The sequence below is a fragment of the Cytobacillus solani genome (assembly GCF_001420595.1).
GTDB classification, from domain to species: domain Bacteria; phylum Bacillota; class Bacilli; order Bacillales; family Cytobacillaceae; genus Cytobacillus; species Cytobacillus solani.
Genome location: NZ_LJIX01000006.1, coordinates 3,047,096 through 3,073,301, shown reverse-complemented (window position 1 = coordinate 3,073,301; position 26,206 = coordinate 3,047,096). Strand labels below are relative to the sequence as shown.

Genomic DNA, 26,206 nt, shown 5'->3' with positions numbered 1-26,206 from the left:
GGATGAAAAAGGGAGTGTTGTCATGCAGGCAGAAAAGAAAATAAAAGAGTGGCTCGGTGAAAATCGTCCAAAAGGAATACGCTTTCTTCAGCGGCTTGTACAAGAAGGAAGTACAAGAGGAAATGAAAGCAAAGCACAGGCAATTATCATAGAAAAATGCCGAAAGCTTGGCCTTTCATTAGATATTTGGGAAATTGGGGAGGATGTGCTGCTAAAGCATCCTGTTTTTTGTTCGGATCGAACGGATTTTACGGGAAATCCAAATGTTGTCGGAATATTAAAGGGAACTGGCGGAGGACGTTCCATTCTATTAAATGGGCATATCGATGTTGTTCCTGAAGGAGATCGGAAAGATTGGCAGTGTGATCCTTTTAGCGGCTTATTGGAAGACGGGAAATTATATGGCAGAGGCTCAACAGATATGAAGGGTGGGACCGTATCTCTTATTCTTGCAATGGAAGCGATCATTCAATCCGGGATTCAATTAAAAGGTGATATTATTTTTCAAAGTGTCATAGAGGAAGAGAGCGGAGGTGCAGGGACCTTAGCAGCCGTATTAAGAGGCTATACAGCGGATGGAGCGATTATCCCAGAGCCGACTAATATGAAGCTCTTTCCAAAGCAGCAAGGCTCGATGTGGTTTCGAATCACAGTGAAAGGGCGCTCAGCACATGGCGGGACTCGTTACGAAGGAATCAATGCCATTGAAAAAGCGATGCTCGTGATAACGAAGCTGCAAGAGCTGGAAGAGAAGCGAAATGAGAAGATCACCGAACCTCTGTATCAAAACACGCCAATTCCGGTTCCCATTAACATAGGAAAAATTTATAGCGGGGAATGGCCTTCATCGGTTCCTGATCTAGCAATTATTGAAGGAAGGATCGGTGTTGCACCGAACGAGGAAATGAAGGCTGTTGAAAAAGAATTGGAAAACTGCCTGCTAGAACTAACACAAACAGATGAATGGCTAAGTAAGAATCTACCGACAGTCGAATGGTTTGGAGGAAGATGGCTGCCTGGAAATCTAGATGCAAATCATCCGCTGATGGAAACAATAACGAATAGCTTTGAAAAAGTAAAAGATTCAAGCCCCATCATTGAAGCATCGCCATGGGGAACAGATGGCGGGATACTATCACGGGTTGGCGATACCCCAGTTGTCGTATTCGGACCTGGTGTGACAGAGGTTGCACATGATGCAAATGAATATATTTCAATTAATGATGTGTTTGCAGCAGCCGAAATCATTGCCTTAGCTATTCTAGATTGGTGTGAAATAGATTCCTAGTTTATATTAGTAATAAGCTGACTAGCATGACAATATTTGAATAATAAAGCCCGGCCATATTCAGCCGGGTATTTTGTGAAAAAGGGAGTGAGAATGAATGGTTGCTGATACCCATCGGATAAGGACAGAAAACTGCACGGCAGAAATATATATAGATGTTTTTAATAAACGTCTCCGTGTCGACGATATAAGGGGAAACATGGTCGAAGCAATTGAAAAAGCTGAAGAATTAATACAAGTTTTTCAAGCAGAAAAACTAATTATTAAGGGAAGACAAGAGCAATATGTAATGTTAGTCGAATATGGATTTAAATGTGAGGCAGTGATTGAGGGCTATTTTCTCGGTTCCAATCTATTTTTCTTTTGTAAATATTACACGAATGAAAGAAGGACAAACCATCAGTGGCTACAAGAAGACCAAATTGTCAAACAGGTTCTTGCACTTGAAGGCCAGAAACAAACAATGCCTCCAGCAGATTACCAAATGAAAAAATGCAGTTATGAAGATGTCGATGCTCTCGCATCCCTCTATGGAAAAGTGTTTCAAATCTATCCAACTCCACTTAATGATCCGCAATATATTAGAAGAACGCTTGATGAAGGAACGATCTATTATGGATTCCAAACCAATGGAGTAATAGTGAGTGCTGCCTCCGCTGAAGTAAACTCCTTTTACAAAAATGCAGAACTAACCGATTGTGCTACATTACCTGAACATAGAAAACATGGATTAATGAAAATTTTATTAGAAAAGCTAGAAGAAGAGCTAAAGTTGGCTGACATCTATTGTGCATATTCAATCGCAAGGTCTCTTTCCTTCGGGATGAATGCAGCACTACATCAGCTAAGTTATTCCTATAGAGGTCGATTAATGAATAATTGCTACATTTTTGACAAGCTAGAGGATATGAATGTATGGGTGAAAAACCTTTCGAAAGGATAGGGGGAGATTGGAATCACTGAAATGAAAGTGAATTCAAGTGAGGTGCTTTCGGCAATATTAAATGCAATTGATGAAGGAATTCATGTTGTAGATCTGCATGGGAAAACTATTTATTATAATGAGATTGCTGCAAAACATGATGGAATGACTGTAAAAGAAGTATTGGGAAGGCCATTATTATCCGTATTTCCATCCTTATCTGAACAAACAAGTACATTGTTAAAGGTCATGAGGACAAGTAAACCGATTTACAATCAGACCCAAGGCTATGTCAATGTTCATGGGGAACAAATTGAGACAATAAATACCACCCTGCCCATTTGGGTAGAAGGAGAAATTGCAGGAGCAGTTGAGATTGCCAAAGATTACTCAAGAATAAAAAAACTTTCTGAGAGTTTACTGGATTTACAGAAAAAAATGAATGGACAAACAAAGAAGAGAAGGAAAAATCCAAGCGGCACACAGTATACACTTGATAGTTTGTTAACAGTAAATCCTGAACTAATAGAAGTAAAAAAGGAAGCAAAGAAGCTGGCAAAGTCTAATTCTCCGATTATGGTTTTTGGGGAAAGCGGCTGTGGGAAGGAACTATTTGTTCAAGGAATCCATCATGCCTCTTTACGGCCGAATGGACCATTTATTGCACAAAATTGTGCAGCTATACCAGAGACCTTATTAGAAAGTATATTATTTGGTACATCGAAAGGCAGCTACACAGGGGCTGTTGAGCGGCCAGGCTTATTTGAATTAGCGGATGGAGGGACACTTTTTCTAGATGAGATTCATATGATGCCGATTGAATTGCAGGCCAAGCTGCTTAGGGTGCTTGAAGATGGGCATGTCAGAAGGATCGGCAGCACAGAAAGTAGTTTCGTGAATGTCCGTATTATTGCAGCAATGAATATTCATCCGAAAAAGGCACTTGAAATAAAGCAAATTCGTGCAGATCTTTTCTATCGTCTGAATGTTCTCACCTTCAAACTTCCTCCATTACGAGAAAGAAAGGAGGATTTAAGTTACTTAACTAATCATTTTGTCCTATTATTTAACGAGATATTTAAGAAAAGTGTAAAGGGTGCAAGTGAGAAACTAATGTCCCTTTTTCATACTTACAGCTGGCCTGGGAATGTTAGAGAGCTCAAACATACGATTGAATATATGATGAATGTATGTGAACAAGAGCTTCTGAGTGAAAATGATCTTCCGGTTATGCTGAAGCAGCATTTTCAGTCATCAGCCAGGAAAACAAATCAAAAAAGTTTATCCCTGAGAACAAATTTGCTGCAGCTAGAAAAGGATCTTATTTCTAATGCCTTGAGGCAAACGGACGGAAATATCAAGCAAGCAGCTAAAATCCTCGATATTCCAAGGCAAACATTACAATATAAAATTCAGAAACTGCAAATTGAATAAAACAAAAAGGGTGAGCCTTTTCTGAAATTAAAAAAGAAAGGGTTCATCCTTTTTGTCCTTATCGCTCATGAAATTCAATCAATCTACTTAACTTCTTTTTATGTATTAGAATATTTTCTTCAACTGTAAATTTAATTACACCTTGTTTCCTTAAATCATTTAAATACCGATTAATCGTTTCTCTAGTTGAACCAATTAGGCTTGCTAATTCACGATTAGAAAAATGATTCTGAATCAAAATCCATTCATTATTAAGTTCGTGCCCGTATTGGTCACGAAGCCTTATTAATAATAATATGACTTGTTCACAGAGTGGATAGAGCATTTTTTCTTCTAATCGCGATTGTAAATCAATCATTTTATCCTCCATTATATTGATTAATTTTTCGCAAATAATAGGATTTTTGTTAATGAATCGGTTAAATGGCTGTAAAGAAATGGCTAGAGCAGCTGTAGTTTTCATCGTTTCTGCATAGGCGGGATAAGATTGCGGCCGGAAAAATCCAATATGCGGAAACATCTCCCCTTCACAAGCGATATTTACAATTTGTTCATTTCCTCTATGATCCATCCGATAAAGCTTTACCTGACCCTCCAACAAAAAATAAATATGTTCTATTGGTTCAAATTGTGCAAATAATTGTGTTTTTCTTGTGAACGTTTTGCTTTGTGTATCAATTGAAATTTCTTCGAGCTGATAGTTATGTAAGTCTTTGAAAATTTGAAATGTCTTTAAATGATTCAAGATATCTGTTGCGGCTGCCAACAAAATCACTCCTGTTTGAATTGATGAAATATTAAAAGTATGTGATTGCAATCACATGTAATGAGAAGTATTATCAATTACAATTATACACATATTAGCTAATATTGATAATCATTTTCAATTAAAAAGGTGATGATAAAAAAACATAAATTAATAGATTTTAAGAAATTAAGGAATTGTATGAAGGGATCATGCTATGAATCAGATAAATGAACAAGTAGAAACAAACAGACAACATGTTCTGCAAAAGAGAAGAATGCTCTACATTATTTGTTTTTTACTAGTCATTGCTTCCATTTTGTACGGACTGGCAACAGGATCGGTTCAGCTTTCGATTAATGAGATATGGGCTGGATTAACAGAGAAGAATCAAACGTTAGAACACCAAATCGTATGGAATTTACGGCTTCCAAGGATATTAACGGGGATGCTAGTAGGTATGTGCCTAGCTGTTGCTGGAGGCTTGCTGCAAGGAATTATGAGAAATCCCCTTGCAGATCCAGGAATTATCGGAATCTCTTCAGGTGCAGGGCTAGTTGCTATCATTACCATGCTTATTTTTCCCCAGTATACAAGCTTATTGCCTTTTGGGGCATTTCTGGGAGCTTTCATTGCAGCAGCATTTGTATATTTGCTTGCTTGGGACGGGGGAGTTTCACCATTAAAGCTTATATTAGCGGGGGTTGCAATCAATACACTATTGGGAGCGATTACATCTGCAATTATGATTATTTACAGTGATAAAGTTCAAGCTGTTCTCCCGTGGCTAATGGGTGGGTTAAGCGAAAGAAGCTGGCCACATTTTTGGATGATATTCCCCTATGCTTCAATCGGATTAATTCTCTCATTATTTGCAGCAAGAACAGCAAATATTTTACGGCTTGGAGACGATACAGCCAAGCTATTAGGTCATCATGTTGAAAAAAGCCGCTTCTTATTAATCCTGCTGAGTACTTTTCTTGCGGGTGCAGCTGTTAGTGTTGCTGGCTTGCTCGGCTTTGTAGGGCTTGTTGTACCGCATATCATCCGAATCCTTATTGGCGATGATTATCGTTACCTACTGCCAATATCCGCATTATTTGGAGGGATGCTCGTTGTTTTTGCAGACACAGCTGCACGAAGCTGGTTTGATCCCATTGAATTGCCTGTAGGTATTTTATTAGCTAGTGTAGGCGGACCATTCTTTTTATTTTTATTAAAAAAAGGAAGCATTATTGGAAAAAGATAAATGAGACTATGGAGAAAAGATGAGGGATATAGAAGATGTTAAATAGAAAAAGTTTTATTTCATTCGCAATATTGATAATTTTATTACTAACTGTTTCTGGATGCGGAAAGAACGAAGCATCATCAAAGGAAAAGACAAATGAGGAACACGTCTCTGAAGAGAATCAGGAGGTTTCAAAAGAGGAGAAAGCAGAACAATCAACACCTATTACTGTTACAGATCTTGCAGACAATAAAGTGAAATTTGAAGAAGCTCCGAAGCGAATCATTGCATTTAGTTCAGGGGATATGGAAACCATTTATGCCTTGGGAGGAGAGGTTGTTGGCCGGCCAACTATTGAAGGAGAACTCCAAGTTGAGGAAGCAAAGGATGTGTCGGAAATCGGTTCGACAAACAGCATTAATATTGAAAAGGTCGCTGAGCTTAGCCCTGATTTAGTTATTGCACATAAACAACTAAATGCAAAGGATATTCCTGCATTAAAGCAACTTGGAATTAATGTCTTATTAACTGGTGCACAATCCATTGATGAAATTAATCAATCCATTGAAATGCTAGGAACAGTGATGGATAAAGAGGAAGAAGCAACGAAATTAATGACTGAAATCAATACGAAAATAGCGGAATTTAAAGATTTAAATGACGAACAGCTTCGCTCAATGATCATATTTGGTGTTCCAGGCAACTGGATGGTGGCATTGCCAAATTCATTGTCAGGCAATTTCCTAGAAGCCATTGGCGGCTATAACATTGCAAAGGATTATCCGAAATTAGAAAAATTCCCTCAATATGCACAGTTAAATATTGAACGGATCATTGAAGCGGATCCAGAAGCCATTTTCTTAATTACACCAGGCTCTGCTGAAGCGGCAAAGGTTAGCTTTATGAAGGAAATGGAAAAAAATCCATCATGGAAAAATGTGTATGCTGTTAAGAATGAACATTTTGTATCATTGCCAAATCACTTATTTGGATCGAATCCAGGGCCGCGTGTCATTGAATCATTAGATTACTTAAACAAAGAACTTCAGAAGATTTTGCAGGGAAAGTAAAGGAGGATTTTGATGCCAATTTCATTAGCAGCAGAGCATGTCAGCTATAAGCAGTCATCAACTTTTTCCATACATAATTTATCTTTACACGTTCAATCAGAAAAAATTACGAGCATTATCGGTCCGAATGGGTCAGGAAAATCAACATTGCTGCGAATAATGACGAATTTGATTCATCCAAACGAAGGCATTGTTTCAATTGATGGAAAAAAAGTTTCTATCATTCATTCACGTGAATTGGCGAAAACGATTACGATGCTTTCCCAAACTCAGAATTATGAACTTGAATTAACCGTTAGGGATCTTGTTTCACACGGCAGGCTCCCACATCGTAAATGGTATGAAAATTTATCACAAAAAGATGAGGAAATGATTAATTGGGCCATTTCTATTACAAATCTTACTCATTTACAGCATCAATCGCTTAAAAGACTTTCTGGCGGTGAGCGGCAGCGTGCCTGGATTGCGATGGCTGTCGTTCAATCTCCAAAAATTCTTTTGCTCGATGAGCCAACAACCTATTTAGATATTGCTCACCAGCTAGAAATTATGGAGCTAGTAAAGTATTTAAATAAAGAATTACAAATGACGATTATGATGGTGCTTCATGATATTAATCAAGCTTCTAAATATAGTGATCACATCGTTGTCATGAAAAATGGGGAAATTTATACATCAGGAAAACCAATGGATGTTATTAATCAAAACCTATTTAGAACCGTTTTTTCAATAGATGCAAAAATAAGTGAGGAAGACGGTGCCCCTTTTTTTACACCAAAAAGCCTAATAGCTAGAAACTAGTACGTGGTTTAGCAACTACAAGGAGGATAAAAATGGTTCAACATAAATTGTATCCTTTAACAGAAATTGTTGGTCAGGAAAATATGAAGCTAGCATTAATCTTAAATGTAATTAATCCATTTCTTGGCGGAGTGTTAATTCGCGGGGAAAAAGGAACAGCGAAATCTACCGCGGTCAGGGCACTAGCAGAAATTATTCCTTCCTGGGCAACGAAAGAAGAGTATTCATCTGTATCATTAAAAGTCATTGATTTGCCAATTAGTGCAACTGAGGATCGGGTAGTGGGAACAATCGATGTGGAATATGCCATTAAAACAGGTGAAAAGAAATTCGAACCTGGCATTCTAGCTGAAGCACATAACCAGATTTTGTACGTCGATGAAGTTAATCTTCTTGAGGATCACATTGTTGATGTCCTTTTAGATGCCGCGGCTATGGGAGTAAACATGATTGAACGTGAAGGAATTTCACATTCCTACCCAGCTAAATTTATTTTGGTAGGAACAATGAATCCAGAAGAGGGTGATTTAAGACCACAGCTCCTTGACCGATTTGCTTTATCAATAGAGGTTTATGGGGAGAAGGAACTGAGTAAGCGAATGGAGGTTATTCAGCGAAGATTACAATTTGAAGATAACCCCGATGCATTTATTGAACGGTTTAATTACGATCAGCAGCACTTAAGAAATTCGATTTTATCAGCAAGAGACATACTTAAAGATGTAGTTGTTCCTGATCAGCTGATTGAAATGGCTGTGAAGATCGCAATCATGAATGAAGTGGAAGGGCATCGATGTGATATAACGATGATAAAGACGGCGATCACCATTGCTGCATTTGAAAATCGAACAGAGGTTATTGTTGAGGATATTTCAAGAGCAGCAGCCCTTGTTGTGCCCCATCGCTTAAAAAGAAAGCCTTTTGAAAAACGCACATTTGATACAGCTATTATTGAATCGGTAATTAATAGTTATCAAGTGCTGCAATAGAGGTGTCAAAAATGAATGGGAAATGGTCGTACCCCTTTACAGCGATATATGGACAGGAGAAAGCCAAAAAGGCGATTCTCCTTGCCTTAATAATATGGACAGGAGAAAGCCAAAAAGGCGATTCTCCTTGCCTTAATAAACCCAAAAATTGGCGGTGTATTACTTGCAGGTGATAAAGGAACTGCTAAATCTACTTTAGTCAGAGGAATCTTGCCGTTGCTAGAAGAGTCAGCCTCATTAATTGAGCTTCCGCTAAATGCAACGGAAGAGCAGATTCTCGGAGGAATAAATTTTGAACATGTATTAAAGACTGGAAAAAGAAAATTCCAGCACGGGTTATTGGCTAGAGCCCATGGGAAAATCTTATACATAGATGAAGTCAACCTTTTATCTAATGGTGTGGCAAATATACTAATGAATGTGAAAGAAACGAAAGAAATTAAGATCGAAAGGGAAGGGATCTCATCTGATTATTATTCTGATTTCTTGTTAATTGGAACGATGAATCCAGACGAAGGGGTGCTTTCATCTAAATTCTTGGATCGGTTTGGTTTGTATGTACATGTTAAGGGAGAAACAGATATTCAGCTAAGAAAGCAAATTATTGAGAGCAGATTGGCATATGAACGTGATAAAGAAGGCTTTTGTAAGCAGCAACAGTGGCAGCTTGCTGATCTGCAAAACCACATCCAGCTGGCTAAGAGATTACTCGCGAAACTCTCCGTGCAAGAAGAAATAGAGAGGTTTGCAGCTGAAATTACCTTACAAGCATGCTGTGAAGGGCATCGTGCCGACTTGCTTCTTATTGAAACCGCTAAGGCAATGGCCGCTCTCAATCAAGAAAACACACTATCTATAAAGCATATACAGGAGGCAGCCGAATTTGTGCTTCCACACCGTATGCGTGATGTGATTAATCAGCAGCAAAAAGAATCAAGTAAAGATGAGTCTGTTCAAACTGATATAGAGAATAATCAGACAGAGATGGAGAGTATAAAGGAACCGTTTCAAGCAGAACAGACAAATAAGGATGGGGAATTTGAACAAGAAAGCATTATAAAGGAAAGTGTGGAAGCGCCACAAGAATTAATTGATTTGTCTCTTATCGAGCCTTTTGTGCAAAAAAGCTCAATAAGAAAAGAAGGCAATGGAAAAAGGACACGAACAAAAACGTCAAAAAAAGTCGGCCGCTATATTAAAAGCAAGCTTCCAATAGGGAAGCCATCCGATATCGCTTTTGATGCCACAATAAGAGTAGCAGCAAGATATCAAAAAGTAAGGAAATCGAATGGCAATTTTATTGTCATTCATTCTTCAGATCTTCGGCAAAAGGTGAGGGAAAAGCGGACAGGAAATTTGATTTTATTTTTAGTTGATGCAAGCGGTTCGATGGGTGTAAAAAAACGGATGAGCATCGTTAAATCGGCGATATTATCTTTACTGCAAGAGGCGTATCAAAAAAGAGACAAAGTTGGGTTAATTACCTTTTCAAATGATGAAAGCAAGGTTCTGCTTGAACCGACTAGAAGTATTGAGCTTGCAATTAAAGAATTAGCTGAAATTCCGACGGGCGGAAATACCCCTTTAGCATTAGGACTTGAAACTGCCTTGAATAAAATAAGGTTGATCAACTATAAAGATCCTGATTATGCACCGTTTCTAGTTTTAATCACTGATGGTCGTGCTAATTCAATGAAATCAGCTGGTAATCAATGGAAGGAAGCAATAACAATATGTGATGAGATTCAGTCTCAAAAGATAAAAAGCATGGTTATTGATACAGAAACAGGATTTATCCAACTGGGACTTGCGAAAGAATTAGCAAAGGAATTCGGCGCATCGTATTGCAAAATGGAAGATATTCGTTCAGACAGTATTGTGAAAGCAATTAACTCTAGTTGAAAAAAGTGGAGGAAGAATGACGCATATTACATTCATCACATCGGCAACTGCTATATTAGCAGATTCTGCAACAGCCTATCGAAAATTTAATACGAACTATCCGAGCATTTTAACAATGAGTTTATTCGATGCAAAAGGCTCTGTTGAAAATAATGAGAAGAGTCGTATATTAATAGAGGCAATTAGGAAATCTGACTTGATTATTGTTGATTTACGACTCTGTCCAGAAGAATGGGTAGCGGTTATTGCTGAATATCTGCAATATGCACGTCCTGATGCAGAAAAGGTATACTTCTCGATTCAGGATGAACTGATGAAAAGTCAATTTAAATTAGGATATTTAACTGGTGAGGACGTGTTCCAGGTTCTTGTCAGCAATGGAAAGCCCGCATCTTTATTTGTCTTAGATAACGAGGATAAGATAAATGAATACACTTCAAAGTTGCCTGAAGAAAAGAGGGACAATTTTCTTCAGCTTGCGACGATTGTAGAATATTGGATGTATGCAAATGAGGAATATGTAAATCAGCTGCTTATATTTCTTGCTAGAGAGTATGGAGAAGGAGATAAACATTATTTACCAGTGCCGTATAAGCCACTTATTAAAGATGAGCTTTATATTTATGATGATAAACGAAAAAAGGTATATGATTCATTAATTGAATATGAGAAAGAATTTCCTTTTGATCAAGAAAAACCGGTTATAGGTGTTTTGTTTTTAGGCTATCATTTTCGTGCCAGCAATGTGAAATGTGTCCAGCAAATTATTGAGAGACTTAAGCCGATGGCCAATATCATCCCGATTCTAGCACCTGGTGTAGCTAGTATTGATGTTAATCGTTTTCGAAATTTGCTAGTCAATGAAAGCATTAAGGTGAATGTACTGCTGAATTTTGTGCCATTTCGTATTGGTGCTGGTCCTATAGGAGGGAATTCGAATGAGGTTGTCCCTTTTTTAGAGGAGTTAGATGTGCCGATTTTTCACCCATTTTTTATCACAAGAAGAACAGTTGAAAAATGGAAGGAATCCATTCAAGGAATAGATTCATCTGAATATTTAACATCTGTCATGCTGCCTGAATTAGATGGCTCTATTGGAACATTTCCGGTTGGGGCACTTGAGGATGTGAATGATGATCAAACCTTTGAATTTAATCATCAAGAACTTGTCTTAATAGAAGAGCGAGTCCAGAGTCTTTTAAATCGGGTGGAGAAAACTTTAGCGTTACAGAAGAAAGAAAATCGGGACAAAAAGGTTGCGATTATTTGCTATAACTATCCTCCAGGTGAGGACAGTCTATTTTCTGCTTCCTATATTGATACATTTCCTTCTGTCATAAATATCCTAAAATTATTGCGAACAGAAGGATATTCAGTACCAGAAGTAACGAAAGAACAGCTGATGGATCAATTCACTGCTGGAAAGCTAGTCAATTCAGGGAAATGGGGAACAGAGAAAACCTTCAGTGGTTTCCTGCGATATCAATCAGCTGCATATGAAAGCTATATTGAAGAGAAGAAAATTTTTAAAGAGCTGACCCATGACTGGGGACATACTCCGGGGACGATCATGGCAGACGGATCAGATTTTCTTATACCTGGCATGATACTAGGCAATGTATTTATAGGATTACAACCTGCTAGAAGTTCTGATGACAAACTAGCAAATACGTATCATGACAAGTCATTAAATCCCCACCATCAATATGCTGCTTTCTATTGCTGGTTAAAGGATGCCTTTCAGGCAGATGCCATGGTCCATGTTGGAACGCACGGTACACTTGAATTCTTAAAGGGAAAGGAAGTTGCCGTATCAGGTGATTGTGTTCCTGATGAGTTAATTGGGGATGTCCCTCATGTATACATCTATTATATTGGAAACCCATCAGAGGCTATGATTGCTAAACGGCGTACACATGCTGTCTTAGTAAGCTATCAAACTCCTCCCTTTGTGACTAGTGATTTATATGGGGAATATGTAGAGCTTGAGGAGCTTCTAGCTAACTATTCTGAAGCAGAAAAGCTGGACCTGAATCGATGTGCCAGCTTAAATACGGAAATTATGAAGAAAATTCATGCTCTTCATTTCACAGCAACTACTATTCATGATATTGAAATCGAATTATATCACATGAAACGATCGCTCATCCCTAAAGGGCTGCATATCTTTGGCAAAGGCTATAATGATGAAGAGGCAAGAAATTATATGAAGCATGTTCTTCGGTATGACCGTGGATCGTTAAAATCAATCAAAAGAATTATTTCAGAGGATAATGGAAAGGATTACAGCAAGATACTAGAGGATTGTTTGCAAGAAGAAATGGAACAGCTAGATGAAGTGGAGAACCAAATTGTTAATCAATTTATTGAAACATGCTATTTTGATAATTGTTTACTTGCATCGGAGGAATCCCGCAAAAACTGCTATGAATCACTGAAATTTGGTTATCATGCCTTTATGAATAGTATGAAAACATATGAGGAGCAAGGCTTGCTTCAAGCATTGTCAGGGAAATACCTTCCAGTAAAATTAGCCGGGGATATCGTGAAAAATCCAGAGATTCTTCCATCTGGGCATAATCTATACCAATTCGATCCACGTCTAATCCCTGAAAAAACAGCTGCTGAAAGAGGGAAGATCATTGCAGAAAATACAATCGCTCAATATTACGAGGAATTTGGCAACTATCCAGCTTCAACAGGGATTGTTCTTTGGGGATTTGAAACCTCCCGCACTCAAGGTGAAACCATTGGGCAAATTTTGCACTATTTAGGTGTCCGTGTGCAAGCCTCAAAGGGAAGCTTTAAACCAAACTATGAAATTATTCCAATTAAGGAGCTTGGAAGACCTAGAATAGATGTTGTCATTTATATGACTGGCTTTTTCCGAGACATTTTCCCAAATGTAATAGAGGACTTAAGCGACCTATTTTTAAAGAGAGCTAGATTAGATGAATCTGACAATAATAATTGTTTGAAAGCAAATACAAAGAGGATATTCGAACAATTAATCAGTCAAGGATATGAAGTGGAGGAAGCTAACCAGCTTGCCGCAGCAAGGATATTTGGTCCTTCAGAAGGTGCGTATAGTACAAGGGTTACAAGCCTTGTCGGGGAAAGAAATTGGCAAGAGGAAGCGGATTTGGCAAAAGGCTATGTAAATGACATTCAATATGTATATGGAATTGGCTCTCGGGGCAAACCGAGCTCACAACTGTTAAAGCTTCATCTGCAAGCAGTTGATCTAGTATCACAAATTAGAAGTAATTTAGAGCTTGAAGTGATCGATCTTGACCATTACTATGAATATTTTGGCGGTTTTTCAAAGGCGGTTGAGGTTGAAAGAGGAAGGAAGACACCAGTCTATATTTCTGATACAACAGGAGAATTGGTCCAAACTGAAGATGTGAAAAAATCCATTGAGCGGGGTGTACGTACAAGAGTATTAAATCCGAAATGGATTGATGGTTTACTTGCCCATGAACAGCATGGTACTCAACAAATCCTCGAAAGGTTTGAAAACCTGATTGGATTAGCTGCAACAACAAATAAGGTGGATAGTTGGATTTTTAGTGAGTTGAATTCTACGTATATAGCCGATGAGAAACGTAGAGAAGAGCTAATGAAGAATAATCGCTTTGCACTCCATAGTATGATGGAAAGATTGCTTGAAAGTCAGACACGAGGCTATTGGGAAGCAACTGAAGATGAGTTTCACCAGCTTAAAGAAGCCTATTTACAACTGGAGGGTTCAATAGAAGAAAAGGTGTAAATATAGTTGTGCTAAATAATCGGCATGTGAATGACAGTTTTCTGGCAGCTTATATAAGCTGAAAAAGTATATAAATGACATTTTAAGAAGGAAAGAGTGCCGATAAATCGGCACTCTTTCCTATTTTTTCCTTGAATATCAAATAAATAAATAAGGTGTGAAAATATTTATAACTGTCACATAGAACGGCTGGGGCATATTCTATAGTGATTATTCTGAATATTGGCACGGAAGTTGCATGGTAGGTATAAAGAGAATTTATAGGAGGAATTTGAATGAAATCATTCTTATACAAGCCTAGCCGTTATTGGAAAGACATTGAACTATGGAAAGATGTGACAGAAGAACAATGGAATGATTGGCTATGGCAGCTGACGAATACCATTCGTACTGTTGATGATTTAAAGAAAGTGATTAATCTTACACCTGAAGAAGAGGAAGGTGTACGCATATCCACGAAAACGATTCCATTAAATATTACTCCTTATTATGCTTCACTTATGAACCCAGATGATCCGCGATGTCCGATCAGAATGCAGTCAGTCCCTATTTCTAAAGAAATATATAAGACTAAATACGATCTCGAAGATCCGCTTCATGAAGATGAAGATTCGCCTGTTCCTGGACTTACTCATCGATATCCTGACCGCGTGTTATTTCTTGTTACTAACCAATGCTCTATGTACTGCCGTTATTGTACGAGGCGAAGATTTTCTGGCCAGATTGGCATGGGAGTTCCGAAGAAGCAGCTCGATGGAGCAATAGACTATATTAGAAATACCCCAGAAGTTAGAGATGTACTCATTTCTGGCGGAGACGGTCTATTAATTAATGACAATATATTAGAATACATCCTAAAAAATCTAAGGGAAATTGATCATGTCGAAATTATTCGCATTGGAACGAGAGCACCAGTTGTTTTCCCGCAAAGAATCACGGAAAACCTTTGCAGCATATTAAAAAAATATCATCCCATTTGGCTGAACACTCATTTCAACACCTCGATTGAAATTACCGAGGAATCGAAAAAGGCATGTGAGATGCTGGCAAATGCGGGTGTACCTGTCGGAAACCAGTCAGTCATCCTCGCGGGCATTAATGACAGCGTTCCAATTATGAAAAGACTTATGCATGACCTAGTAAAAATTAGAGTGCGTCCATATTATATTTACCAATGTGATCTATCTGAAGGGATTGGCCATTTCCGTGCACCTGTGTCAAAAGGGCTTGAAATTATTGAAGGACTCCGTGGACATACTTCAGGATATGCAGTGCCGACATTTGTTGTAGATGCTCCTGGTGGCGGAGGGAAAATTTCACTTCAGCCTAATTATTTAATCTCCCAAAGTGCTGATAAAGTGGTTTTGCGGAACTTTGAAGGGGTCATCACTACCTATCCAGAACCAGAAAACTATATTCCAGGAAGAGCGGAAGGGTATTTCAAGGAAGTATACCCTGATATGGATGAGAAGAGGTCTAATGTTGGAATTGCTGCTTTAATGAATGATGAAAAATTTAATCTTGTACCTGAAGACTTGGTAAGACTAAATCGAAGAGAGCAATATGAGCATGACCCAACACATGCATCATTAAAAAATAAACGTGAGAAGCGTGATGAACTAAAAGAAAAGAAATTTATTGCACAGCAGCAAAAAGATAAAAAATACGATCAAGAAGAAAAAGCTGTTACGAGCGAGTAGGGGGCAATATGCATGAGTGAACAATGTGAATGGTGTGAGAGTAATAATATTACAAAGGGAACAGATCATGTTTATTGGGAGCTTCCTGACGGTACGAGAGCGATTAAAATCAGTGATGTCCCATCAACCATTTGTCATGATTGTCAAATGATTTATCAATCGGATTTACTAATTAGAGAAATTGAGGATCAATTGTTTTTAATTAATACGAAGGAAATCGGTCCGGAAACAAGCTTTACTAACCTGATGGCTCAGCCTAGGCTGTTGAAAAGAAACTATTTTGATTTCACTTCTTAAATAAGTCAAGGATATATTTCACAAATTATTCAACATTTAACGTAAAATCCTAACCTTCTCCCTATATAATAAATTTTAGTACCTATTCCATTCAGTGTTAGCATGTAAGGAATATTCTTTTAAAGAATTTGAATTTGGGGGATATGGAATGAAAATTGTTTTAATGATTATGCTTGCGGCTGGGATGTTTGTATTGTTTTTCTGCGGTTATTTTACAGGTGTAATAAAAGAAAAACTCGGGAAAAATTGGCTACTTGCTGTTCCTATTTCCATTTCATTATTAATGTTTAATATCATTTGGGCGATTACGGAATTAGCAAAAGCAGATCGTTGGCAATAGAACTTAAATAAAAGATATCAATGAAAAGCAATCCAAAGCTGGGTTGCTTTTTTCTATGATTATAAAATTACAAAACATTTTAACTATGAATGTTCGTATATGTGTATTCATTGTGGCAGGACAAATGATAGAAGTGTAGCGGAGAATGCTAGCAGCATTTGTTTCGTAATGTCAGATAATAAGGAAAATACAGAAATCATTTCTTTTTTCATTAATAATGTTGAATTAGAACAGAATGCAAGGAAAACGCTTACATAGTATGTTATTTATAAGCGTTATAACATGAAAAGGAGGTGAATAAATAACGATGCTTGTTACTTCAAAAAAGTTATTTGAAATTGCTTTAAATAAACGTTTTGCCATTCCTGCAACAAATTTTGTTGATCAGAACACATTGCGTGCATATATCTCGGTTGCAGAAAATAAACGGTTTCCACTTATCATTTCATTTGCTCAAGCACATCATGAGGTTATGTGTTTAGAAGAAGCTGCTTTACTCGGAAAATTTTATGCAGAAAAAGCAAAAGTTCCAATTGTTCTTCATTTAGATCATGGGCAGGAAATCGAATTTGTAAAACAAGCGGTAGATCTGGGCTTTACTTCAGTCATGATCGATGCATCAAAAGATACGCTCGAAGACAATATTGCGAAGACAAAAGAGGTTATTGCTTATGCACGGCAAAAAGGAGTTGTTGTGGAAGCGGAGATTGGTCACGTTGGTTCAGGAGAAAACTATGAAGATTTGGAGCAGACGGAGTCACTATTAACAACTGTAAATGATGCAAAGGAGTTTTATGAAAAAACGTTAGTAGATTCATTAGCGATTTCTATTGGGACGGCTCATGGTAATTATACTGGAACACCAAAAATTAATTTTGAAAGACTCCATGAAATTTCTCAAATAGTCCCTATTCCGCTTGTATTACACGGTGGATCTTCATCTGGAGATTCGAATCTTCGTCGATGCGCTTTAAGCAACATTGTAAAAATAAATGTGTTTACTGATTTAATGAATGCTGCTGTTCGTGATTTAAAGGGTGAACTAAACTACTTTGATATTCAACATCAGTTACGCGCTGGAATGGAAGAATGTCTTGTACACTACTATTCAGTATTTAATACGCAAACAATCCGTATCTAATTAAAAAAGGGGGTAGTTCCAGACGGTGAATAATGAGAAATTACAAGCACCTTTTTTTGTTATTAATCCGAAGACTTTCTTAATTGGAGAGAAGTTACTAGATTTAGCAAGACATGCGAACCGTTTAGCAAAACAATATCATGTAACTCTCTTATTTACTGCTCCGCATACCGAATTAGGAAACATCGTAAAGGAGTGTCCGAGTCTTATTGTTACTGCTCAACATATGGACAGTATCGCACCTGGTGATTCAATGGGACATATTTCAGCGCATTCATTAGTATATGTAGGAGTACAAGCTGTAGTATTAAATCACGCTGACCATCCTATGACCTTAACGGCGATTGCAAAAGCAATTGAGCGAGCAAAAGAAGTAGGAATACTAACAATTGTTTGTGCAGATTCGGTTCTTGAAGCGCAAGCAATCGCTATGCTTGGCCCGAATGTAATCTTGGCAGAACCAACAGAACTCATTGGTCAAAATCAAAAAAGTGATCGGTTCTATGTAACATCAACAATTGCAAAAATAAAAAAAGTGAATCCGGATATATTAGTCGAACAAGGAGCTGGAATCCGTTCTGAAAAAGATGTAACGGAACTGCTGGAACTAGGGGCTGATGGGGTAGGTGTGACAAGTGGAATCGTGAAAGCAAATAATCCGAAAGAAATGATGGAAAAAATGATTCAAGCAGTTGCCAGCTATCAAGAAAAAGGAAGTGTTTGAATGTGGTTTATTCAGGAAAACTGACGCTTTCTTCACATGGAGGGCGCGTAACTTATCATGAAATAACACAACAAGTACGAGATATTGTTGGAAAAAGTAACATTAAAGATGGAATTTGTGTTGTTGCATCTCCTCACACAACCTGTTCCGTTATATTTGAAGAATTCTCATATGATCAAAACTCTTATGGTTATGAATATTTACAAGTAGATTTAAACATTCTTTTAGAAAAGCTCATTCCAAGATGCACAACTGAAGGGCAATATTATCATCCAGGTCCGAAACACATAAAAGTCGGATTAGAAGACTTTAAAGGAAAGATTAGTCCAGAAGCTTATACGATGTTAAATACAGATGCACATCTAAAAAGCACATTATTAGGAACAAGTGAAACCTTTATTATTGAGAATGGAGATTTACAATTAGGTCTAGTAGGCTACATCTATTTTATCGATTGGGATCAAATTCGACCTAGAGATCGAACTTGCCATATAAAAATCATAGGAGAGTAAATTTATATTCGGATTGGTCGAAAAATGGACTTCATATCACATGGCAATTCGGAAAGTTGAAACAGAAATCGAAGACTTTTATGATACAAGGATGTGTCAATATTGTTTGATATTACATCGCGTCAAGCAAAATTACTCGATTTTCTTTCAAAAACAGAAGAGTATTTACCGGCGAAACAGTATGCAGATTATTTAAATGTTTCGGAGAGAACCATTTTTAATGATTTGGATAAATTAGAGAAAATCTGTAAGAGTTTTAATCTAGTTATAGATAAAAAGCAGAATCAAGGAATTAAGCTGATTGGAGATACCTCCACTTCTAACGGATTTATTCAAAAAGTAATCACGAATCATAAAGCGAAGGATCGGGATGCATTATCATCTTTGGAACGTCAAATCCTAATTACTAAGTGGTTGTTGATTAATAGTCAAACTGTAACTTACCAATCTCTCTCATTGGATCTGTATATTAGTACGAGTTCATTAATTAAAGACATCAACCGCATTCGCAGTTTTATGGATGAGGAGTTGCAGCTTGTTTCTAATGGAAACGGTACTAGGGTAAATGGAAATGAGATTGCCATCCAAAGGACAATTAAACGATTTGCTTACTATTTGATTGAGAAAGAGCTGAATAATAATTCCCTATCAACTTATGCGCATATTCTTGAACCTCTGTTTGATAAAAAAATCATAGAAGCTGTATATGACACGGTTTTCGAATTCCTATCTGTTATGGAGCATAGTATTTCAGAACAATATATCAAGTCACTCTTTATTTCTATATTGATTTTAACCGAGCGCTCTTACCGTGGATTTCATTTAACCAAACTTCCTGAAATACAGTTAGAGGGAGCAGAGTATTTAACAACCTATCCATTAGCATTTGAAATGTGCCGTAAAATCTCTTCTGAACTACAATTTGATTTTACTGAACTGGAGCATCACTTTGTTAGTAATCAATTATTTGCCCATCGTATTCAAGTCAAAATAAATAATAAGCAAATTGAAAAGTTAATTTCAGAAGATATCAAGGACATGATTACAGGTGTAAGCAGAGCAATTGATATTGACTTAAAAGAGGATGATCGATTATTTGATTCACTCATCTATCATGTTTTCCCAATGATCTACCGACTAAAATCAGATATTAACGTCTATAATCCGTTATTGAATGAAATAAAGAATAATTATGGCGTACTTTTTCGTATTATTTGGTATTCAATAGAAAGTTTTGAAAAGAAATATGATATCAAATTAACAGATGATGACGTCGCTTTTATTACGATACATTTTCAAGTCGCCATTGAACGGAAAAATCAAATGTCACAAATATTAGTTGTTTGTCAATCTGGTCTAGTAACATCGGACTTAATTATTCACCGTATAAAAAATTTATTACCATCTAATATTCAATTTAAACTAATCGCAAAACCTCTTTTGAAAAGCGAAGACTTATCAAAGGTTGATTTTATTATTTCATCTGTTCAACTGAAAGAACAATCATGTCCGATTGTTTATGTGTCTCCTTTAGTGAGGGATTCTGATTTGAAAAAGATTTATGATTATTATTTAAAGTATTCCTCAAAAAATAGAAAACAAGAAGATGTTGTATTAACCCCCCATCTAATCTCCAAATATATTAATAGTCGCTATATGTTCATTAATGAAGAGGTAGAGACGAAGGAAGACTGTTTAAATAAAATGATTCAAAGGCTTGAAGAAGATCAAATTGTGAAATCCTCATTTAAAAAGTCGGTGTATGAACGAGAAAAATTAGGAAATACGATTGTGCAAGGATGGGCTGCCATTCCTCATGCAATGTCAACTATGGCGAATGAGACAAAGATTTCCATAATGAAGACGAAACAGCCGATTAAATGGAACCACGAAACTTACGTGTCATTTATTATTTTACTAGCAGTAGCTGAGGAAGATCTTAATCAAGTTCGTAGTTTACTAGCCCATCTATATAAAATAATTATTAATTCAGATCGACTTGGGAGTGGTCATTCGTTTAAGTCGATGACTACACCTGATGATTTAATAGCATTTTTACTATGTAAAGATACAATTCAATAAATCTCTCTCGAATATTGGAGGAAGCAACATGTATGTGGAAGAAAACTTAATTTTCTATAATCAACGATTCGAATCTCAGAGCCAGCTCTTTGATTTTATAGCTGATGAATTAGAGGAGAAAAATTATGTCACAGAACAGTTCAGGGAAGCAATTAAAATCCGCGAACAAAACTTTCCTACTGGTTTACAATTGCAGAATTTGAATGTAGCGATTGTGCATACAGAAGTCGAATATTCAAGAACAGAAAAGCTTGTCATTATTAAGCTTGAAAAACCGATAACGTTTAAAAACATCGAAACATTAAAACCATTGGAAGTGGATTTTATTATTGGTCTTATATTACAAGATAGTTATAAGCACTTAGAGGTTTTACAAAAGGTTAGTCGTTTATTACAAAATGAAGAAGTTATTCAAGAAATTCGACAAGCATCTTCTCATGCTGAATTAACAATCCTTATGCAAGATTATTTTAATAAAAAGGAGAATGAAATATGAAAAAGAGAATTGTTGTTGCGTGCGGAGCTGGGCTTGCTACTTCCACAATGATTTTACAGAAAGTTGAAGAGTTTGTAAAAGAACTTGGAGTTAGCTATTCAATCTCCCAATCGCAAATTTATGAGTTAGATTTTTATGATGGGGAAGCAGATTTATTTATTACTTCGATGAAATTAGACCAATCAAAATATAAGACACCAATCGTTGTCGGCACTCCATTTTTAATAGGGTTAAATGAAGATGTGCTGAAAGAACAAATAAAACAAATTCTATTAAATTAAGGGGGATTCATGTGGGAATGATCGATTATTTTTTATCTCTTGGTTCAACCGTTTTTGTACCTATCGTATTGATAATTATAGGCTTGATTTTAGGGCAAGGGATATTACGCTCAATTAGAAGCGGGATTATGGTTGGAATTGGCTTTATTGGTTTAGGTTTGGCGATTTCATTAATCTCTGATCGATTAGAACCAGCAGTAAATCAAATTGTTGAACGATTCTCCTTTAATCTTACAGTAATTGATATTGGATCTGGTGCTGCAGCAGGAGTTGCGTTTTCCACATTAGTTGGTGCTCTAATAATTCCAGCGGTATTCCTGCTTAATATTCTTTTGTTAATAGTTGGTTTTACAAAAACGATGAACATTGATATTTTTAATTATTCTCATTATGCGTTTACAGGAGCGGTTGTTCATTTAATAACAGGGAGCATCGTACTTGGAATTGGAGCCAGCTTAATCCAAGCGACCTGGTCATTATTATCTGCTGATTATTCGGCAAAAAAAGTACAAGAATCTCTAGGAGTCGAAGGGATATCCATACCACAAGGATACGCTGCTAGTACTGTCCCTCTTTTTACAATACTAGAAAAAATATATAATCGTATCCCATTTTTACGTAATTCCCAACTTGATATTTCTTATTTACAAGGAAAAATCGGTATGTTTGGAGATCCAGTCATAATTGGTGCAGTTCTTGGGGTAATTTTAGCTCTGTTAGCAGGTTACAATTTTGTAGAAGGTACAAATCTGTTAATGAGTGTAGTGGCTATAATGGTGCTTTTTCCAAGAATGGTAAAAATAATAGTAGAAGGCTTGCTTCCGATTTCTGAATCAGCAAAAAGCTTCTTTAATAAGCGATTCAAAGGAAAAGAAGTGTTTATTGGGTTGGACTCTGCGATAACGTTAGGTTTGCCAACTACACAAATCGTTGGAACTATGTTAATTCCAATTACGCTAGTACTAGCTGTTATTTTACCAGGAAATCAGGTCTTACCTTTAGGTGATTTAGCATTTGTAGCTTTCTTTACATGCATGGCGACGATTATTCACAATGGGAATATTTTGAAGACTATCATAAGCGGGATTATAAACATGATTGGAGTTCTTTATATAGCTAGTTGGTTCGCACCTTATTTTAGTAAACTTTCTGCAAATAGTGGAGGTACCTCAATAAAAGGTCAAACGACGGCACTTTGGAACGGAAATGTATTTGATTATATTATTGCTCAAATCGGTGGATTTGGAATGATTGGCTTAATTGTGTTGATTGTCATAACGATTCCAATCGGACTATATGTCAAGAAAGTGACAAATCCAAAATCTGCCAGGTGATAGAGGAAGTGAGTGGATTACATGCTAGTTTCAACTTCGATTTTAAGTGCTGATTTTCTAAATCTAGAAAGAGATATTTTGCAATTAGAAGCAGCTGGTGCGGACTTTATCCATATTGATATTATGGACGGTGTATTTGTATCCAATGTAACTTGGGGTTCGTCTACTGTGAAAGCCATTCGTAAACTAACATCATTGCCATTAGATGTTCATTTGATGATAGATAAACCTGAACGTTTACTTGACAGTTATTTAGAAACGAAGGCAGACATCATTATCATTCATCCAGAAAGTACGAAGGTATTGAGAAAAACTTTACTCAAAATTAAAAGTTTTGGTGTGAAGGCGGGGGTGGCATTAAAGCTTGAAACTTCAGTTGATTCAATTCAACATTGTTTAGATTTACTCGATGTTGTTCTTTTTCTCACTTGCGATGAAGGATTCGGGGGGCAAACATTTCATCCTCCTACCTTAGAGAAAATTGCACAAGTAGCAAAATGGCGGAATGAAAAAGAGTTGAGCTATCTTATTGAAGTTGATGGCGGTATCAATCCAAAAACATGCCGGGATTGTAAAGAAGCGGGAGCTGATATTGCAGTTGCTGGATCTTATGTGTTTAACAATAGAATGAAATCAGCAATACAGGAATTACAAAGTATTTAATATCTTTGTGTTATCGAATAAAGAATCTGTTGAATAGACAGAATATTATATCTATTAAAAGTATTAATTGATAATGTAATAGAAATGGAGGGAGACGATCATGAATCAAACATATCAACTTTCAAAAAAAGTGTCAGATTTTTTAAAAGGGACAAAGAAATTATTCATTAATGGAAGTTTTGTAGAATCTGACATGGGGAGAACATTTAAAACGTTTAATCCTTCGAATGGAGAAGTTTTGGCGGATGTGAGTGAGGCTCAAACGGGAGATATCGATAAAGCTGTTAAGGCAGCTAAAACAGCTTTTGAAGAAGGACCTTGGTCTCGGATGAGCTCAGCTGAACGAGGAAAACTAATGTATAGACTTGCAGATTTAATAGAAAAAAACAAACAGGAATTAGCTGAAATCGACTCGCTTGATAATGGAAAGCCTTTACGTGATTTGCTGGATAATGATATTCCAAATGCAATAGGTCAATTTGAATATTATGCAGGATGGACTACGAAAATTGTTGGGCAAACAATTCCGGTTTCAGGGCCTTATTTTAACTATACTCACCATGAACCCGTAGGTGTAGTTGGGCAAATAATCCCTTGGAACTTTCCATTGATGATGGCGGCTTGGAAAATAGCGCCGGCACTAGCTACAGGCTGTACAGTTATACTAAAGCCTGCAGAACAGACTCCATTATCCGCACTGTATCTTGCAGAACTAATAACTGAAGCAGGTTTTCCAGATGGTGTAATCAATATTGTCCCTGGTTTTGGAGAGATTGCAGGAGATGCTCTTGTCAAACATCCACATGTGAATAAAATCGCTTTTACAGGCTCGACGATAGTCGGCAAGCAAATTATGCAAGAAGCTGCAAACACTTTGAAACGTGTTACGCTGGAGTTAGGAGGTAAATCTCCAAACATTATTTTACAAGATGCTGATTTAACGAAAGCAACTTCAGGAGTCTTTACTGGGATTATGGCGAATCAAGGGGAAGTTTGCAGTGCTGGTTCGAGAGTGTATATTCAAAAAAGTCATTTCGATAATGTTGTTGCTGATTTGGTGTCTTACGCTAAAAATGTCAAGCTTGGAAGTGGATTATCTCCAGACACAGAGATGGGACCACTGGTTTCAAAAGAGCAGCAAAACCGTGTTCTCAATTATATTAATAAAGGTAAAAACGAAGGTGCAGAAATGTTATGTGGTGGTGGACACACTTCAAAAGGATATTTTGTAGAGCCAACAGTATTTGTAAGCGTAAATGAGAAGATGTCGATTGCAAGAGAAGAAATCTTTGGACCTGTAGTGGTGGCGATGCCTTTTGACAGCCTAGATGAAATGATTAATCGTGCAAATAATTCATCATTTGGTCTTGCTGCTGGTCTATGGACGGAAAATTTAAAAAATGCGCATTACGTAGCTAATCGATTAAAAGCCGGTTCGGTGTGGGTGAATTGCTATAACGTGACAGACCCGGCATCCCCTTTTGGCGGGTTTAAAGAATCTGGTTTTGGTCGTGAGATGGGATCCTATGCATTAGACAATTACACCGAAGTGAAAAGTGTGTGGATAAATTTGGATTAAAAATTCTTGATTGATATATAAAAGGAAGGAAGGCTAGTTTATATGGTAGAAAAAGATTACAAAGTGATTGATTATGCTGGTATTCATGCGCGCCCAGCATCTTTATTAGTACAGGTTGCGAACCAATATAATTGTGATATAGATATTATGTTCAATAATAGGAAGGCAAACTTAAAATCGATTATTGGGGTAATGTCTTTAGCAATACCGCTGAATTCCGTAATAAAAATCTGTGCATCTGGTTCAGATGAAAATGAAGCAATTGACGCACTTAGCGATATAATTTTACAGCAAGAACTAGGTGTTTAAGATGGAAAGAAACGGAATTAGTGAATTGGCAGGTAATGCAATCGTCACTATCTATAGTTTGAAAACTAGGAGTTAGCAATAGAAAAAAGAGAAATAAAAGAAATCGATGAAAAAGCAATCCAAATTTGGGTTGCTTTTTCATATAGACGGAAGGGCACTTTTTCGTATATAGTAATCGATAGAATATGTATACAATAGAATAAATACCCGTACTTTAATAAAGGCTGGTGATAAAGATGGCAAAAACCTTCTATCATTATTTAATGAAGTATCGACATCCCAATCCAAAAGACTCTATTAGTAAATTTGCTAATCATGCATATAAGGATCATAGTTTTCCGAAGACTTCATCAGATTATCATGAGTTAAGTTTGTACTTGGAATTAAATGGATCTTATATTGAGAATATGACGATATTTGATGAGGCGTGGGATTTATATTTGAATAGTGAAGCTTAAGACAGGCGATCACAAAAACACTCCATTTCATGAATGGGGTGTTTTCATTTCTTATCGGTCCAAACTTCTCCTATTCCGGAGCGATTTTTCCCTTCCATGCATATACTAAAGCAAAGAATTACTCACGACTGAATAC

At 36.8% G+C, this 26,206-nt stretch carries 24 protein-coding genes and 1 pseudogene; 24 read left to right on the top strand and 1 reads right to left on the bottom strand.

The window, feature by feature from the left end; translation table 11 throughout:
* Positions 1-22 precede the first annotated feature (22 nt).
* The 3 genes from AN957_RS17210 (at position 23) to AN957_RS17200 (ending at position 3,644) form a co-directional block, all read left to right on the top strand.
* A complete protein-coding gene (locus AN957_RS17210; RefSeq protein ID WP_053476670.1) occupies positions 23-1,288 on the top strand; it encodes a peptidase in 1,266 nt (421 codons plus the stop codon).
* 97 nt (positions 1,289-1,385) lie between these two features.
* Positions 1,386-2,231, top strand: a complete 846-nt coding sequence (ablB, locus tag AN957_RS17205) for a putative beta-lysine N-acetyltransferase (protein ID WP_053476669.1) — start codon at positions 1,386-1,388, stop codon at positions 2,229-2,231.
* Positions 2,232-2,243: 12 nt separating this feature from the next.
* Positions 2,244-3,644 carry a sigma-54 interaction domain-containing protein gene (locus tag AN957_RS17200; RefSeq protein WP_075209171.1) on the top strand — a complete coding sequence of 467 codons (1,401 nt, stop codon included), beginning with the start codon at positions 2,244-2,246 and terminating at the stop codon, positions 3,642-3,644.
* A gap of 58 nt (positions 3,645-3,702) precedes the next feature.
* Here the strand turns inward: AN957_RS17200 and AN957_RS17195 are convergent, their stop codons facing one another.
* Positions 3,703-4,410 carry a Crp/Fnr family transcriptional regulator gene (locus tag AN957_RS17195; protein ID WP_056685320.1) on the bottom strand — a complete coding sequence of 236 codons (708 nt, stop codon included), beginning with the start codon at positions 4,408-4,410 and terminating at the stop codon, positions 3,703-3,705.
* Between the two features lie 196 nt (positions 4,411-4,606).
* Between AN957_RS17195 and AN957_RS17190 the strand changes: the two genes are divergently transcribed.
* The 21 genes and pseudogenes from AN957_RS17190 (at position 4,607) to AN957_RS17095 (ending at position 26,070) form a co-directional block, all read left to right on the top strand.
* Positions 4,607-5,638 (top strand): FecCD family ABC transporter permease, encoded by a 1,032-nt coding sequence (locus AN957_RS17190; RefSeq protein WP_056685318.1) that lies wholly within the window; start codon positions 4,607-4,609, stop codon positions 5,636-5,638.
* A gap of 35 nt (positions 5,639-5,673) precedes the next feature.
* Positions 5,674-6,690, top strand: a complete 1,017-nt coding sequence (locus AN957_RS17185) for an ABC transporter substrate-binding protein (RefSeq protein ID WP_053476665.1) — start codon at positions 5,674-5,676, stop codon at positions 6,688-6,690.
* A gap of 12 nt (positions 6,691-6,702) precedes the next feature.
* A complete protein-coding gene (locus tag AN957_RS17180; RefSeq protein ID WP_056685317.1) occupies positions 6,703-7,491 on the top strand; it encodes an ABC transporter ATP-binding protein in 789 nt (262 codons plus the stop codon).
* A 32-nt stretch (positions 7,492-7,523) separates the two neighbouring features.
* Positions 7,524-8,480 carry a magnesium chelatase ATPase subunit I gene (locus AN957_RS17175; RefSeq protein ID WP_056685316.1) on the top strand — a complete coding sequence of 319 codons (957 nt, stop codon included), beginning with the start codon at positions 7,524-7,526 and terminating at the stop codon, positions 8,478-8,480.
* A gap of 105 nt (positions 8,481-8,585) precedes the next feature.
* Positions 8,586-9,419, top strand: a pseudogene (locus tag AN957_RS29020) (magnesium chelatase ATPase subunit I); the annotation flags it as partial.
* Between the two features lie 45 nt (positions 9,420-9,464).
* Complete coding sequence (locus AN957_RS29015) at positions 9,465-10,382, top strand: vWA domain-containing protein (protein WP_342668516.1); 918 nt, start codon at positions 9,465-9,467, stop codon at positions 10,380-10,382.
* Between the two features lie 16 nt (positions 10,383-10,398).
* A complete protein-coding gene (locus AN957_RS17165) occupies positions 10,399-14,154 on the top strand; it encodes a cobaltochelatase subunit CobN (protein WP_056685314.1) in 3,756 nt (1,251 codons plus the stop codon).
* A gap of 275 nt (positions 14,155-14,429) precedes the next feature.
* Complete coding sequence (gene kamA / locus AN957_RS17160; RefSeq protein ID WP_053476661.1) at positions 14,430-15,854, top strand: lysine 2,3-aminomutase; 1,425 nt, start codon at positions 14,430-14,432, stop codon at positions 15,852-15,854.
* Between the two features lie 12 nt (positions 15,855-15,866).
* The gene (locus AN957_RS17155; protein ID WP_056685313.1) at positions 15,867-16,151 is read left to right on the top strand and encodes a YokU family protein; all 285 of its coding nucleotides are present in this window, start codon (positions 15,867-15,869) and stop codon (positions 16,149-16,151) included.
* Between the two features lie 148 nt (positions 16,152-16,299).
* Positions 16,300-16,491: a hypothetical protein gene (locus AN957_RS17150; RefSeq protein ID WP_053476659.1), complete on the top strand. Its 192-nt coding sequence runs from the start codon at positions 16,300-16,302 to the stop codon at positions 16,489-16,491.
* Positions 16,492-16,798: 307 nt separating this feature from the next.
* Positions 16,799-17,632 (top strand): class II fructose-bisphosphate aldolase, encoded by an 834-nt coding sequence (locus tag AN957_RS17145; protein WP_056685312.1) that lies wholly within the window; start codon positions 16,799-16,801, stop codon positions 17,630-17,632.
* 25 nt (positions 17,633-17,657) lie between these two features.
* Positions 17,658-18,356, top strand: a complete 699-nt coding sequence (locus AN957_RS17140; RefSeq protein WP_053476657.1) for a triose-phosphate isomerase — start codon at positions 17,658-17,660, stop codon at positions 18,354-18,356.
* Between the two features lie 2 nt (positions 18,357-18,358).
* On the top strand, positions 18,359-18,868 hold the full coding sequence (locus AN957_RS17135; protein ID WP_053476656.1) for a YjbQ family protein: 510 nt from the start codon (positions 18,359-18,361) through the stop codon (positions 18,866-18,868).
* A gap of 102 nt (positions 18,869-18,970) precedes the next feature.
* Positions 18,971-20,950 carry a BglG family transcription antiterminator gene (locus AN957_RS17130; protein ID WP_056685311.1) on the top strand — a complete coding sequence of 660 codons (1,980 nt, stop codon included), beginning with the start codon at positions 18,971-18,973 and terminating at the stop codon, positions 20,948-20,950.
* A 28-nt stretch (positions 20,951-20,978) separates the two neighbouring features.
* Positions 20,979-21,446: a PTS sugar transporter subunit IIA gene (locus tag AN957_RS17125; RefSeq protein WP_053476654.1), complete on the top strand. Its 468-nt coding sequence runs from the start codon at positions 20,979-20,981 to the stop codon at positions 21,444-21,446.
* Complete coding sequence (locus AN957_RS17120) at positions 21,443-21,727, top strand: PTS sugar transporter subunit IIB (protein ID WP_053476653.1); 285 nt, start codon at positions 21,443-21,445, stop codon at positions 21,725-21,727. Before AN957_RS17125 ends, AN957_RS17120 begins: the two co-directional genes overlap by 4 nt.
* A gap of 17 nt (positions 21,728-21,744) precedes the next feature.
* Entirely contained in the window at positions 21,745-23,061 is a 1,317-nt protein-coding gene (locus AN957_RS17115) for a PTS galactitol transporter subunit IIC (RefSeq protein ID WP_053477571.1), read from the top strand.
* Positions 23,062-23,082: 21 nt separating this feature from the next.
* Complete coding sequence (gene rpe / locus AN957_RS17110; protein ID WP_053477570.1) at positions 23,083-23,724, top strand: ribulose-phosphate 3-epimerase; 642 nt, start codon at positions 23,083-23,085, stop codon at positions 23,722-23,724.
* A gap of 100 nt (positions 23,725-23,824) precedes the next feature.
* The gene (locus AN957_RS17105; RefSeq protein ID WP_053476652.1) at positions 23,825-25,303 is read left to right on the top strand and encodes an aldehyde dehydrogenase family protein; all 1,479 of its coding nucleotides are present in this window, start codon (positions 23,825-23,827) and stop codon (positions 25,301-25,303) included.
* Between the two features lie 42 nt (positions 25,304-25,345).
* Positions 25,346-25,612 carry an HPr family phosphocarrier protein gene (locus AN957_RS17100; RefSeq protein ID WP_053476651.1) on the top strand — a complete coding sequence of 89 codons (267 nt, stop codon included), beginning with the start codon at positions 25,346-25,348 and terminating at the stop codon, positions 25,610-25,612.
* A 236-nt stretch (positions 25,613-25,848) separates the two neighbouring features.
* Entirely contained in the window at positions 25,849-26,070 is a 222-nt protein-coding gene (locus AN957_RS17095; RefSeq protein ID WP_053476650.1) for a YozE family protein, read from the top strand.
* Positions 26,071-26,206: the final 136 nt, after the last annotated feature.